The sequence below is a fragment of the Bacillus sp. S14(2024) genome (genome assembly GCF_050473785.1).
Lineage (GTDB): Bacteria > Bacillota > Bacilli > Bacillales > Bacillaceae_G > Bacillus_A > Bacillus_A yunxiaonensis.
Map to the genome: position 1 here is coordinate 3,092,591 of NZ_JBFLUP010000006.1, position 12,442 is coordinate 3,105,032.

The 12,442-nt window shown below is 34.1% G+C and carries 16 protein-coding genes; 4 read left to right on the forward strand and 12 right to left on the reverse strand.

Annotated elements, in window-relative coordinates; translation table 11 throughout:
* Positions 1–13: 13 nt before the first annotated feature.
* The 4 genes from AB1279_RS15735 to AB1279_RS15750 form a co-directional block, all read right to left on the reverse strand.
* Complete coding sequence (locus tag AB1279_RS15735) at positions 14–403, reverse strand: hypothetical protein (protein WP_429759794.1); 390 nt, start codon at positions 401–403, stop codon at positions 14–16.
* Positions 404–493: 90 nt separating this feature from the next.
* Positions 494–1,066: a histidine phosphatase family protein gene (locus AB1279_RS15740; protein ID WP_429759795.1), complete on the reverse strand. Its 573-nt coding sequence runs from the start codon at positions 1,064–1,066 to the stop codon at positions 494–496.
* 360 nt (positions 1,067–1,426) lie between these two features.
* Positions 1,427–1,588, reverse strand: coding sequence for a peptidase (locus AB1279_RS15745; protein WP_429761440.1), 162 nt, complete (start codon positions 1,586–1,588; stop codon positions 1,427–1,429).
* Positions 1,589–1,686: 98 nt separating this feature from the next.
* Positions 1,687–2,961, reverse strand: coding sequence for an MFS transporter (locus AB1279_RS15750; protein WP_429759796.1), 1,275 nt, complete (start codon positions 2,959–2,961; stop codon positions 1,687–1,689).
* 116 nt (positions 2,962–3,077) lie between these two features.
* On the opposite strand from AB1279_RS15750, the gene AB1279_RS15755 reads away from it, so the two are divergent.
* On the forward strand, positions 3,078–4,292 hold the full coding sequence (locus AB1279_RS15755) for a helix-turn-helix domain-containing protein (RefSeq protein WP_429759797.1): 1,215 nt from the start codon (positions 3,078–3,080) through the stop codon (positions 4,290–4,292).
* A 118-nt stretch (positions 4,293–4,410) separates the two neighbouring features.
* A complete protein-coding gene (locus tag AB1279_RS15760; RefSeq protein WP_098310369.1) occupies positions 4,411–4,590 on the forward strand; it encodes an H-type small acid-soluble spore protein in 180 nt (59 codons plus the stop codon).
* A gap of 311 nt (positions 4,591–4,901) precedes the next feature.
* On the opposite strand, the gene AB1279_RS15765 is transcribed toward AB1279_RS15760, so the two are convergent.
* Positions 4,902–5,225 carry a YciI family protein gene (locus AB1279_RS15765; protein WP_429759799.1) on the reverse strand — a complete coding sequence of 108 codons (324 nt, stop codon included), beginning with the start codon at positions 5,223–5,225 and terminating at the stop codon, positions 4,902–4,904.
* A gap of 216 nt (positions 5,226–5,441) precedes the next feature.
* Between AB1279_RS15765 and AB1279_RS15770 the strand changes: the two genes are divergently transcribed.
* The gene (locus AB1279_RS15770; RefSeq protein ID WP_429759800.1) at positions 5,442–5,762 is read left to right on the forward strand and encodes an antibiotic biosynthesis monooxygenase family protein; all 321 of its coding nucleotides are present in this window, start codon (positions 5,442–5,444) and stop codon (positions 5,760–5,762) included.
* A 3-nt stretch (positions 5,763–5,765) separates the two neighbouring features.
* Positions 5,766–6,362: a dienelactone hydrolase family protein gene (locus AB1279_RS15775; protein WP_429759801.1), complete on the forward strand. Its 597-nt coding sequence runs from the start codon at positions 5,766–5,768 to the stop codon at positions 6,360–6,362.
* A gap of 20 nt (positions 6,363–6,382) precedes the next feature.
* On the opposite strand, the gene AB1279_RS15780 is transcribed toward AB1279_RS15775, so the two are convergent.
* The 7 genes from AB1279_RS15780 to AB1279_RS15810 form a co-directional block, all read right to left on the reverse strand.
* Positions 6,383–6,787 (reverse strand): hypothetical protein, encoded by a 405-nt coding sequence (locus AB1279_RS15780; protein WP_429759802.1) that lies wholly within the window; start codon positions 6,785–6,787, stop codon positions 6,383–6,385.
* The gene (locus AB1279_RS15785; protein WP_429759803.1) at positions 6,784–7,356 is read right to left on the reverse strand and encodes a TetR/AcrR family transcriptional regulator; all 573 of its coding nucleotides are present in this window, start codon (positions 7,354–7,356) and stop codon (positions 6,784–6,786) included. Before AB1279_RS15785 ends, AB1279_RS15780 begins: the two co-directional genes overlap by 4 nt.
* 223 nt (positions 7,357–7,579) lie before the next feature.
* Positions 7,580–7,873: a hypothetical protein gene (locus tag AB1279_RS15790; protein ID WP_429759804.1), complete on the reverse strand. Its 294-nt coding sequence runs from the start codon at positions 7,871–7,873 to the stop codon at positions 7,580–7,582.
* Positions 7,874–7,902: 29 nt separating this feature from the next.
* Positions 7,903–8,109, reverse strand: coding sequence for a DUF3951 domain-containing protein (locus AB1279_RS15795; protein WP_429759805.1), 207 nt, complete (start codon positions 8,107–8,109; stop codon positions 7,903–7,905).
* Positions 8,110–8,243: 134 nt separating this feature from the next.
* On the reverse strand, positions 8,244–8,561 hold the full coding sequence (locus AB1279_RS15800) for an AzlD domain-containing protein (protein WP_429750702.1): 318 nt from the start codon (positions 8,559–8,561) through the stop codon (positions 8,244–8,246).
* On the reverse strand, positions 8,552–9,229 hold the full coding sequence (locus tag AB1279_RS15805) for an AzlC family ABC transporter permease (RefSeq protein ID WP_429761442.1): 678 nt from the start codon (positions 9,227–9,229) through the stop codon (positions 8,552–8,554). Before AB1279_RS15805 ends, AB1279_RS15800 begins: the two co-directional genes overlap by 10 nt.
* 846 nt (positions 9,230–10,075) lie before the next feature.
* Positions 10,076–12,316, reverse strand: coding sequence for a hypothetical protein (locus AB1279_RS15810; RefSeq protein WP_429759806.1), 2,241 nt, complete (start codon positions 12,314–12,316; stop codon positions 10,076–10,078).
* Positions 12,317–12,442 lie beyond the last annotated feature (126 nt).

The following is a 12,442-nucleotide window of genomic DNA, read 5'->3' on the forward strand; positions in this document are numbered from 1 at the left end:
TTTCCTTTTCTTCTTATTCAAAGTCTTCTTCTAACTCTTCTACATCATAAAACAAGTTTCCATTGCTTACATGAATAGGGCCGTTTGCAACATCAACACGTAACACCCATGCCCATGGCACAGATAAACGCTCATGCAATGCCCGCCAGAAAGCCATCGATCTTCTTTCGTAATCTTCGAATTCTTCTAACATCCCTTTGTAGGAGGCACCATCTAATTGAATATTAGCTTCCATTAAACGTGAAAAAGCGTAATGCTTTAGTTCTAGTTCTGCAGCGATTTCCATTTCCTCTGGTGTCGCCATACCAATAATTGTTCCATCAGGTGGTAAAATCTCATATACATTATGAACTTCTACAACTTCTCCTGGCATGGATGAAAATCGATTGTTTTTCTCGAACATATGAACAGCCTCCTTTTATTAAAAAACTTTTTCACTTCCGCCATTGATTTCTATAACTATTACATAATCTCCTGCTCTTTTCGTCAATCTTCACACATTTTTTACAATATCCTCTTTCCAAAATCGATTCGCTTGAACAAACTGATTTTCTACAAATGTCAGCTTATATATGTCAGGCATATGAAGCTCCTTCCAAAACGAAAAATCATATTGGGAATCAAAATAATTCATAATAAGGACCATAATGTTCCCATGTGTTCCTATTACAATATTTTCTCCTTCATATTTCTGCAAGATTTTCATCATGCAGGCAACGCCGCGCCGCTGAGCGGTAATGTTAGACTCTCCACCTTCAAAATGAAAAGTAGGATCCTCCCATACTTTCGTAATGGATTGCTCAAAATTTTCGACAGGCTGTGAACTTAATAAACGCTCTCTTAAATCTTCCTCTAACTCAATTGATAATCGAAAATGATTTGCAATTCCTTCTACCGTTTGAATGGCTCTCTTATATGGACTAGCAATCACAACATCTATGGATTCATTTTGTAATATCTTTGTCACTCTTTCTGCCGCTTGCCAACCTTTTTCAGATAGCGGCCTTTCTCTCTCATCCGGTGTATATGTAGAATGTGCGTGACGTACAAAATAAATATTCGTCATTCCCCTATCCCCTTTGCATTTTTCATTAGTATATAATAACTTCTTCAATTATGATGGAGGGAATTATATACTAATGTATAATTTTGGTAATGTATCAATAAAATACATTATATAACAAGAAGTGTGATGTTCATATTTCTAACACCACACTTCTTGTTTACATAATAAAATTATAAACTTTTAATTATTCTAAAAAACATTCCATTATCAGTAGATTAAAGATACTATTTTATCCAGCATTAACGGGCAGTAAGACCCATACAGCTAAGAAGATAAGCAAAGGATAATTGTCCGTAAAAGCCCGATTGGTGAGAGCTTTCCATCGGTAGAAAAAGGCCCCTACTGATAATTAATTGAACTTTATTTCCCGTGATGTAACATGAAATCACTTGCTTCTTCTTCAATATGATTTAACTTTGCAATCCCTTCTTTCCACTTATGAATGTAACGCGCTACCCCTATAGTGAAAGAAACAAAAATAGAAGAAAGAATAACTCCATATACAACACCAACAGTACTCATCATGACACTTCCTTGTGATTGAATTATAATATTAGTATACTCCTTTTCTTCTCCAAATGTAGGAAGTTCATCTTTTTGTAACAATGAGGGCTTATTCTTTAAGGTATAGATACCCCCTCTTGTTTTTGCACATTCTTCCATTGCTTCGTTCCCAAGAAAACAACAATAAACAGTCCAAACGCGGATATCAACATAACAGTAGATGCTGGTATATAGTCTAAAAGTACACCATATAAGAGCGTTCCAAGAGGGACAATTGCTGTTGCAATTGTTTCAATTAATCCAAATACGCGTCCTAAATATTCTGGTGCTGTCGTTTTTTGAACGAATACTTGCAATGGAACGTTAATCGTAATGATATTCACCCCAAAAAGAATCATAAGTGTAATGTAATATATAAAAATCATTGTTTTAGTTAACGGAAGAAATATCGGTAATACAATGCAAAGCAATAAGCCCGATAGCATGAAAAGGTTCCTGCGAATGGTTTGGAACTTATTTGTTGCCTCTGCTCGGACGGATAAAATAACAGAAGCAATTAGCATCCCAACCGCAAACATTCCTTCAATTACGCCAAATTGCTGAGAGGAAAGTGATAATTTTTGAACGATAATATATGGCAACGAAACGGTAATTGCACAAAAAAAGAAATTAATCCAAAGCGAAAGTTTGACCATTGAAAATATGTCACTTTGCTCTTTCACATATACAAAACCTTCTTTTATGCTCGTTAAAAAATGATCATTATCTTCTTTTTTGTCTACTTTATATAAATCAAATATCATAAAGATTTCTATTATCGCTGCAAAAGCAAATGTCATACCATTCAGTAAAAAAAAGAATTTCATAGAAAACAAACCGTATACAAGACCACCAATAATCGGTCCTAAAATTGTTGCAAGCGATGTAGCTGTTTGATTTAATGAATTCGCTTTTTGAATACGTGTCGTATCAACTAAAGATGGAATAGAAGATGTTAAAGCAATAGAGAAAAAACTTGCACATATGGATAACAGTGCTGCGGATACATAGATGAAGATCAATGAAAGTCCAAATGAAGTTGAAAGTAAAAACATGGTGAGCATAATAAGAGCGCTTAATATATCCGCTCCAACAGCGAGCCACTTCCGGTTCATTCGATCTGCTGCTGCTCCGGCGATTGGCCCGCAGATCATACGTGGTACAGAACCACAAACAAGTGTAATTGCAAACCCCATGCCAGATCCTGTCGTTTTTAAAACGTACAGCCCCATTGCAAACGTATAAATATTTGCTCCAAGCATTGATGATAATTTCCCAATCATCATCAAAATAATATTTCGCGTTGCAATTTTTAAACGGGGATCATTTTGATTTTCTAATACACCTTCCACATCATCACTCTCCCTTTAAAAGTTAAATTGTGTTAAACTTATTATATAATTAATTTTCTGAATTTGACAACAAAAAGTTTAATTAAATTTAACTTTTATATAAAAGGAGACGTAAAATGGCTACTCTTGGAGAAAAAATCCGTACTTTACGTAAAGAAAAACGACTAACCCAATCCGAACTTGCTGGTACAGAACTAACGAAAAGTATGCTCAGTCAAATTGAAAATGGCAAGGCGACTCCTTCCATGAAGACTTTACATTATCTTGCTGATAAACTCGGCTGTGATGCAAGCTTTTTATTAGAAGAAGAAGCGAATGAATTTGCTACTCTTGTGCAGGAAATGGAGCAACATATACAAGATATGCGTTTTAAAGATGTGTATGAAACTCTTCATCCTATTGTCCATGATGTACTACCATCTACACTAGATGTTGCACGCTTATATAAACAATACGCTAGAGCAGCACTTCAAATGAAAGACTATCATGTCCATGCATATATTGAACAAGCGACGCAAATTTTCGAAAAATATGCTTTATATCGCGAAAGTACAGAAACAAAGCTCATCTCCTTTAAATTATTGTTTCTCAACAAAAAATATAATGAGTGTTTACAATTGATTACTTCTATTCGCGATGAATATAGAGAAAAACATTTAGAGATGGATTTAATTATGCAAATTGAACTTTTTTTAGATGAGGCAATCATTTTACTAGCCATCGGAAATTACGACGGCTGCAAAAATATTATTTTACAAGCACTTGCCTTTTCTAAAAAAAATCAAGTGTACTATAGGACAGATGAATTTTATCGTATTTTGTCCTATCAAGCCACATTTGCTAACGATACAGAAGGTTACTTACACTATTTAAAGAAAGCAGAACAATTCGCGACTTTTACAGAAAACGCCATCTCAATAACTCTTCTTCATATATTAAAAGCTTATTTTTATAATATGCTAACAAAACAATATGAAATTGCACTTACGCACGTTGAAGCATACGGGGAGCAGTCTATAAAGATACTCGGACCCGAAAAAGATGGCTATTATTATCTCGAAAAAGGAAAAGCATTATATGGTCTCGAGCGTTATCATGAAGCGTTAGAATCGCTTCAACAAGTAACAATCCCTGATTATTCGCATCATCCAATAGACAAAGCATTACTGACTACAGCTGGCTCTTTTCGTGCTTTATGCTATATGCACCTGCAGGATAAAGAACAAGCTCTGTATGAAGCAAAGCAAGCGCACAACGCTATTCAAGAATATCACGCTCCTATATTTTCTTCGTTCACTGAAGAAACATTACAAATGATTCAAAAACTTTAAACCCTCTATCAATTGGTATATTATTCCTTACTATGAGCCAAAATAGTAATACAGCGTAACTTCCATCAGTGGAAGCTCTCTTGCTGGTTAACCAATCGGACACAGAGAGGAGTTTAAAATGAACATTCAAAGAGCAAAAGAAATTTCAAAATCAACGGAACAAACAAATGTAACTTTTCAAGGTATGCCTGTTACAATTCAACATGTCGACGAAAAAAATGAAACAGCCCACATATACGAAGCAACAAACCCAAATCGTGAACTTACTGTTCCAGTCAACAGCTTAGAGGAAATATAAGAAATCCCACTTCATTTTATTTTGAAGTGGGATTTCTTATATTTTCTGCACTAACGAACAGTGAACAGATAAAGTGAAACTTCTGTCAGTGGGGGTTTTCTTCATCCCATACTCACGGAAGTCCACCCAATCAATTCCCCAATGAAATCATTGTACTCTTATAGGAAGTTAATTCTTTATATAAATGCCTTACTGCTTATTTATTCATTTAAAACAAAGGCTCTGTTACAGAACAGTGTTGATAATATACCATGAATGAAGGGAACTCATTTAAAAAGTTCCCTTCATTCACATTTTTAGAATGTTATGTATTATTTCTGAATCGTCTGCCACCATTTAGGAAGCACCGCACGCATTGAATAGAATTCCGTCTTTAGTAACCCTGATTTAACAGCAGGGTCGTCTTTGATAAGAGCATGAACTTGGTCTTCTTCCTCTACTTCAATAATCCCCAACCCATACCCGCCTTTGGGGTCAAAAACGGGTCCGAACACAATGGCGATTCCCTTTTCAGCCTTGTCTTCCCAATAAACTATGTGCTGTTGCATGACCGTTCTTTCTTCTGCTGTCATATCCTGTTGAAAAGTTGGTCTTGACGAAAATGACTTTAAAACATAATGCTTTTTATCTTTCATAGTATTACTCCTTATAAAAATAATGATTTACATATTTATTTTACATATCTTTTTACAGCCTTTACATAGTTAGTTTATGTCTCAGCTTATTCTATCATTGATTATTTAATATTATACTCATTACGGTAAATGAAATTAACAAACAAATCAAATGACACACTATTCAGATTTCATGTTAAACTAAAAAGAAAAAATTCATAGCAAGGAGAAAACAAAATGAACAACGTTCCATACTACGCGGTTATTTTCACTTCTCAGCTCTCAACTGAAACTGATGATTACGAAATCGTTGCAGATGAAATGGTAAAGTTAGCAAAGCAACAACCTGGATTTGTCGATGTTGAAAGCGTCCGTGATGAAACTGGCTTTGGGATTACCATTTCGTACTGGAAATCACTTGAAGCAATCCAGCAGTGGAAAGAACATGCTGCTCATACGATTGCTAGAAAAAGAGGCCGAGAACAATGGTATGAACAATTTCATACTAGAATTTGTCTTGTTGAAAGAGAGTATCGTGCTACAAAAGGAGAATCATAGATTATGAAACAGAAAACGGCCCTTCTACTTCTGCATGAAATATACGGAATCAATCAACATATGGAGCATGTCATCCATACATTCTCCTCTTCAACTATAGACGTTATTTGTCCAAATTTATTACATCGCTCCTCTCCTTTTCATTACGATGAGGAAACAGAGGCATATTCATATTTTCTCAAGAACGTTGGATTTCAACAAGGAATACAACACATTGAAGGTATGCTCACTGAACTACGAAATAAGTATACGCATGTGGGGATTCTCGGGTTCAGCGTCGGGGCAACGATTGCCTGGTTATGTAGTCAAGATCGTGGAATTGATTTTGTTATCGGATGCTACGGTTCACGTATTCGTGATTACACAAACATTGTACCGACATGTCCTACGTTATTATTATTCCCTTCAAATGAAACTAGTTTTTCAGTTTCTGCTTTAATTGATAGTTTACAAAATAAAAGCCAGCCGCTTCTAACTATAAAACAGTTTAACGGAGAACACGGGTTTCTTGATCCATTTTCTCCAAAATACAACGAGGCAGCTGCAGAGCAAGGATATCAGATGATCCATTCTTTTCTTCAAAACATAGCAGAGAAGTAGATCCTACTTCTCTGCTATATTTATTTTTCTTTTATACTTGTTCGTTCTATCCAAATGGGAAGCAATAAATAAAGAATATATGCGAGAAGCATCCAAGCTACAAATGATAGGATTTGCTGTGATGACAATGCTGAAAAGATATGAGAGGAATAATAAATAATAAATGTATCTAGAAATAATCCGATTGCAGTTCCAAAAATCCCTAATTTGATTGTTGAATACTGTGATGGATCTAATCTTTTGTACAGCAACATAATGCCATATAAAGCAGCTGCTGTTGCAATTTCTAAAATAATTAATCTTGTGATAAACATTGAAGATGTAATACTTACTAATACAAACTTACCAAATAAGAAAAAAAATGCCGTTGCTCCCATCCAAATGCCAACAGAAAACAATACTGTTAAAGATAACTTTTCATTCAATCTGCTTTCTTCCCTTCTATAAGGTTTTGAATGAGTCTAAATAACTGTTCATATACTTGATCTACTGAAAATGAGGGTGAAAATAATGCTTGTAATGCTAAACCATCGATCAAGGCGTTACATATAATACTCCAGCCTTTGAAAGTAATCCCATCAACGGGAGATTTTTCCCACAACATTTCTAACCCTTTTTGTAATTCATTATTCTCATAGACTAGCATTTCTCCTAACTTTTCTTTTATTTGTTCATTTTGAAGACCATTTGCAACTAGTTGAAAGAACAAATGATGGTAAAGGGAATCTGACGTGCACCTACTTTTTGCAGAAGCTAATGCAGTTTGAATGTGAAAATCTTTTTCAAGCTCTGACCATGAAGAAGAACAAAACTCCTCGACAACAGCTAACAAAAGTTGTTCTTTCGTTTTAAAGTGATAATAAACTGTTCCTTGTGTGACATGTGCTCCTTCAGCAACAGCTTTTAATGTTAATTTCTCCATTCCTTGCATAGCAATAATTTCCTTTGCTGATTGCAGGAGCTGTTGTTTACTAATAACATTTGGTTTCGCCATTTCATTCACCTCTATATAAGTTAGTTAAATAACTAACTTTAGTTTATATAAATTTACTTTATTTGTAAATAAAAACATATTATTCCTCACAAAAAAAAGCTAAGCCCAAATTCAACTTTAGTAGAATTTGGGCTTAGCTTTTTTATTCCGCACTAACGGGCAGTAAGATTCCCGAACAAGCTAGGTGGGGAATGAAGACCCCCCCACTGATGGAAGTTTCACTTTATCCCCATGTTTTCTCAAGCACGTATATCTTCCATTTATAATTCATAAGTGTGTAATATTCTTGAATGACAACATATTCCTTCGTATCTGTTTTGACAATATACGTATTATCACCTTTATATGTAACACTCTGTACGTTTTTACCCTTAAATTCGTCTTTTAATCCTTGTTCATGCATAATTTCTTCTGCATGAACCTGTTTTAGATAATTGTAAGGTGAAAAAATAGAGATTCCTAGTACGATAATAATTGTTACAATAGCAGTAATATTAGCTACCTTCGACTTCTTCATTTCTTTTCCCCTTCACCCAAAATTACTTTTTATCTATCTTTACCCTTATCCGCACTTTCTTCCCTATCTTCCTTCTCCTCATGAAACTCTACAGGTGATTGTGCAGTAATTGATTCAAACGGTGTGTAGTAAATTTGAGGCGTCACTTTTTGAACAAACATTTTATAAGTTGTAAGCCCAATAATAAAAAATAAAAACATCGTAAACATAACAACACCAATTGTTAAAATGAACATGGCATCACTCCTTTTGTAATCGTTATATTACAAAGTTCGATGCAATATGGGATAATCCTTGTTACAAAAAATCAAACTTTCATCAGTAATGGTTTTCTCTAATCAAGTCCTACCAATCGTTTTCTTACCTCACATTAAACTGACATAAATAAACGTAACAAAACGATTACAATGACTCCCGTCAGTACTGCTCCTAATAAACTTCGTGTAAAAATCGCAACAAGGAACGTCGGAATCGCTGCTAATAAATAATCCACTTGCACCGTTTCATTCATAAATAATGTTTGTGCTAACAATGCAGCTAATATTGCAATTGGAATATGATTTAGCCATCTCAGCCCCCATTCTGGAATTTCTACTTTACTTAATACAAGCAGCGGTACTACTCTCGGAAGAAATGTGACGATTGCGGATCCGAGTACAATAAGTAATACATCCCATCTTACTTCCATTTTTCAATCACCGTCCCTATTGTCGCTGCTGCAAGTGTTGCAATAATCACAGCAACACTATTTGATACAAAGAAATGAGCAAGAAATGCAATCATAATTGAGGCAATGGCAACGCAAAGATGAACAAATAACTTTGGACGGCTGCTCACAAGCTGCAAAACAAATAAGCCAATAAACATCGCTGGAAGTGCATAATCCATCCCATATGTATGTGGATCTGGTATCCACTCTCCTAAAACGCCTCCAATAATATTTGCTACTATCCAATTTACATACCCCGTCACATTTAAACCTAACATCCATTTTTCACTTACATATTGTTTGCCTGTTACATGCTGGGCTGCAACGCCAAATGTTTCATCGGTAAGTTGCGAACCAATCACTATGTTTTTCCAAACTGATACCTTTTTTAAGTACGGAGCTAATGCTGCGCTCATTAAAAAATGTCTTAGATTTACAAAGAAGACGGTAAAAATAATAGTAGAAGCTGGCGCACCTGCTACAAACATTCCAGCCATAATAAACTGTGCTGAGCCAGCATAAATCAGTAATGAAATAAGTGCAATTTCTGTTATTGAAAATCCCGCTGTTTTCTCAATTACGCCTGACGCAACGCCAATGCTTAAATAACCGAGAACTGTCGGTAAGCAATCTTTCACACCTTGCATAAACGTTGCATCTTTCGACTGTAATACTGCTGCTCGTTCCACTCTAACTCCTCCTTTACCCTTATGTAAGAAAAGCTAAGTTTTTGCAACTCGTTCACAATTTCACCTGTTCATCGTCCCGCACTTATTATGAATCTAATAAACAGTAACCACTTCAAGAAGAGTAATAGTAAACCCATCGACTTTCGTCATTTCTATACGATAGCTTTTCTCATAAATATTCTGTAACAACAATGCTTCTGTCATAACTCTGCCCCTTTAGTCGTTATAGTTATACCTACTACTATAAAAAAAGATTTTTATAGAGTCAATAATATTCTGAATTTTTAATAAAAAAAGATGGCTTTAAAAGTCATCTTTTTTATTATTTATTAACAACCCTTTTTAATTTGCAGCATCGTATTCCCATTTTTCTAAAACTCATAAGGAGCTTGTACTTCTGCTACTTCGCATCCTTTATTTCGTAAATATTCTATGATCTCATCTAAAAATTAATATCGTTCACCTTTTAAATCAATGCATGGGAAATTTTCATTAATGTTTTGCCGATTCTCAATAAACGACCATCAGTTTGCGACTATCATAAGGACAAATAATAGAACATATAGCCCATACCACATCGCCAGAAAAAGAGGGCGAGAACCGTTACATAAAAAGAATATCACTCTACAAAAAGAGAATAGTTTGTAACTTTCCGTCCTCCTCTTCTATCCGTCTCTTTTCATTTTATTAAACATCAAACCTTTTTAATTTTGATTTCTCAAAAAAGCTACCGAACATCAAATAAAATTCTTTTTATAGAAAAAACTTTTTCACTCTTTTTGCTGCTAACTTGTTTATACGACTCTATGAAATGGAGCCATATGTCTTAAATAAAGCAAGCCAATCAACGAACTTCCAATGAACTGATCCATCTACAATATCTGTGGATGTACCAGACGGGCCGTTTTTCCCGCTTTTACCGGAAATTGTACATTCATAAACTGCTCCAGCTTTATTCACAATATCTCCAACTTTATATACCGACAAACTTTTCCAGTTATTATTATTTGCAACGCCTGATTGATAACATATCCATCCCATTGCCCCTCCACTCGTTGGAGGCAATAGTGATTTTATTACATCATTAATGGAATAAAACCCTAAACTTGGGAGGGATTTTCCATATGATTCACTAATCCATCTATAACCACTAGGGGAATCTACCTGTCTATAAATTCTACCTGCCTCTAAATCTTCAATAATAGAATTATACTTCGCATTTGTTGTTAGAATGCGTTGTGTTGAATTACCATAAACACCCATATAGATATAACAAGGAGCTTCAAGAAATAAACTTCTATTTATTGCATCCGAATTAAAATTTGTATCTGTCATAAAAATAGAATTATCAATAATTTGCAGCTGATTTACTGCATCATCATTTACATCATCCCTAGAATAATATACAATCCCATAATTCATTAATGAAGATACTCTATCATCAACTATTGTATTGTTCTTAATTATGCAAGCGAAATATTTTGGTATACCTATCAATTCAATTCCATTACTCTTTTCTACTTGTCCTACATTTTTTATTACATTATTTGATAAAACTAAACCCTTCACAAATGAATTCGTACTAGAATTACCTAATTCAATACATATTCCACTATTTATTGAGTTTATAATAATATTGTCTTTAATCATTAAATTTTCTAAATTAAACACTAGATTTGAAGTATACATAGGTACAAAAATCCCTTTATATTTTGTACCTGATGGATCTGCGCTTCCTATATCACCTTCATAATCATAACTAACTATATTATTGGTAATTTCAACATTTGATACAATAGTTGTTCCCCATTCTGGATGAAATGCAATTCCGTTTCCTTCGAGTATTGATGACAGGCCTTTTCGTGTAGGACTCAAGTTCATAACATTATTAACTATTTTTAAATTCTTCACAGGACTTTTTTCAGAAAACCATGGCATAATTCCTGTTCTAACATGATGCAGCGTGTTATTTGCCACTATAACACCTTCTAAATCTTCACCTTGTAGAATTTCTAAATCATTCACAATGAACATTCCTGAATTATAATCAGTAATTACATTTCCTGTACATATAGTGTTATTACCATGTATTTCGATTGCCGTATTTGCAAAAGGTGCTCCATTTAAAGTATTGTTTGCTATTATCCCCCTAATACCACTATAGTATATAGATGTTCTATCGTAATCTATTTGCGGAACAACAGCAGTATAATAGACTTTGCAATTCACAATAAATAAATCCTCAATTCTACCCGTAGTAAATTGCCAAGCTCCACAACAATCTGTTACCGTAACATTATCAATAGTTATATTTTGGGAAGGTTGTCCCCATAAAAACATAGCAATCCTATAATTATTATTGGAAGAAGAAGGTACATTCACCATAGCATTATTCCTTGTATTATCATCTATTGTAAAATCTTTAAATACTACATCATTTAAGGTTGTATCTTGAGCTAAAACACTATGATAATCACCAAAATTGTCAGCTATTTTTAATATACCTTTTCCTACCATAGAAACTTTGTCCTTTAATTTAATAATCACCTTATTTTCATAGTCTGTAAAACTATTTAATAAAAAAATTTTGCCTTCAGGAATTATAATTGTTCCACCGTTAGGTAAAGATGCTGCGTAATCAATTGCATCCTGAATAAATTTCCGATCATCAGATAGACCGTCGCCTCTCGCTCCCAAAAGCGTAACATCAATCCCCCCATCTTCTAACGTTGTATCTAGTGCTACTACTCGATCACTAGTAGCAGAAATTTTATTCCCTATTCTATTTGTTTGAGCATTGTTGATATTTTTTTGTTCTTTGGCTAATCCTGCATGTAAAGAATCACTTACATTATTTTCATTACCTTCATCTGAAGCATTGGCAAGTTCCGTGTCGAGCGGTGTATCTTGAACTAAAGAATTTTCACTAGCACTTTCATCCTGACCATTCATATCTTTTTTTGTATCCTTTAACTTATCATTATGTTCTTTTTTCAACCACCTCTCAAAATTTTGTTTTAATTTTTTTACTAAATCAAAAAACATATTATTAACACCTCTTAAATAGAATCTCCTGTTTTGTTATATTATTCAAAGTTTCATAAAATCGACACACGAACACTGTTTGTTTTTTCTTGTTAAAAAACATAATATCCTGTTATTCTAGCCAAA

Coding starts and splice junctions, on each gene's coding strand:
- AB1279_RS15775 (WP_429759801.1), top strand. CDS start 5,766: ATGAAACAGAAAACGGCCCTTCTACTTCTGCATGAAATATACGGAATC.
- AB1279_RS15740 (WP_429759795.1), bottom strand. CDS start 1,066: ATGACGAATATTTATTTTGTACGTCACGCACATTCTACATATACACCG.
- AB1279_RS15785 (WP_429759803.1), bottom strand. CDS start 7,356: ATGGCGAAACCAAATGTTATTAGTAAACAACAGCTCCTGCAATCAGCA.
- AB1279_RS15755 (WP_429759797.1), top strand. CDS start 3,078: ATGGCTACTCTTGGAGAAAAAATCCGTACTTTACGTAAAGAAAAACGA.
- AB1279_RS15795 (WP_429759805.1), bottom strand. CDS start 8,109: ATGTTCATTTTAACAATTGGTGTTGTTATGTTTACGATGTTTTTATTT.
- AB1279_RS15800 (WP_429750702.1), bottom strand. CDS start 8,561: ATGGAAGTAAGATGGGATGTATTACTTATTGTACTCGGATCCGCAATC.
- AB1279_RS15735 (WP_429759794.1), bottom strand. CDS start 403: ATGTTCGAGAAAAACAATCGATTTTCATCCATGCCAGGAGAAGTTGTA.
- AB1279_RS15790 (WP_429759804.1), bottom strand. CDS start 7,873: ATGAAGAAGTCGAAGGTAGCTAATATTACTGCTATTGTAACAATTATT.
- AB1279_RS15760 (WP_098310369.1), top strand. CDS start 4,411: ATGAACATTCAAAGAGCAAAAGAAATTTCAAAATCAACGGAACAAACA.
- AB1279_RS15810 (WP_429759806.1), bottom strand. CDS start 12,316: ATGTTTTTTGATTTAGTAAAAAAATTAAAACAAAATTTTGAGAGGTGG.
- AB1279_RS15770 (WP_429759800.1), top strand. CDS start 5,442: ATGAACAACGTTCCATACTACGCGGTTATTTTCACTTCTCAGCTCTCA.
- AB1279_RS15745 (WP_429761440.1), bottom strand. CDS start 1,588: ATGAGTACTGTTGGTGTTGTATATGGAGTTATTCTTTCTTCTATTTTT.
- AB1279_RS15805 (WP_429761442.1), bottom strand. CDS start 9,229: ATGCAAGGTGTGAAAGATTGCTTACCGACAGTTCTCGGTTATTTAAGC.
- AB1279_RS15765 (WP_429759799.1), bottom strand. CDS start 5,225: ATGAAAGATAAAAAGCATTATGTTTTAAAGTCATTTTCGTCAAGACCA.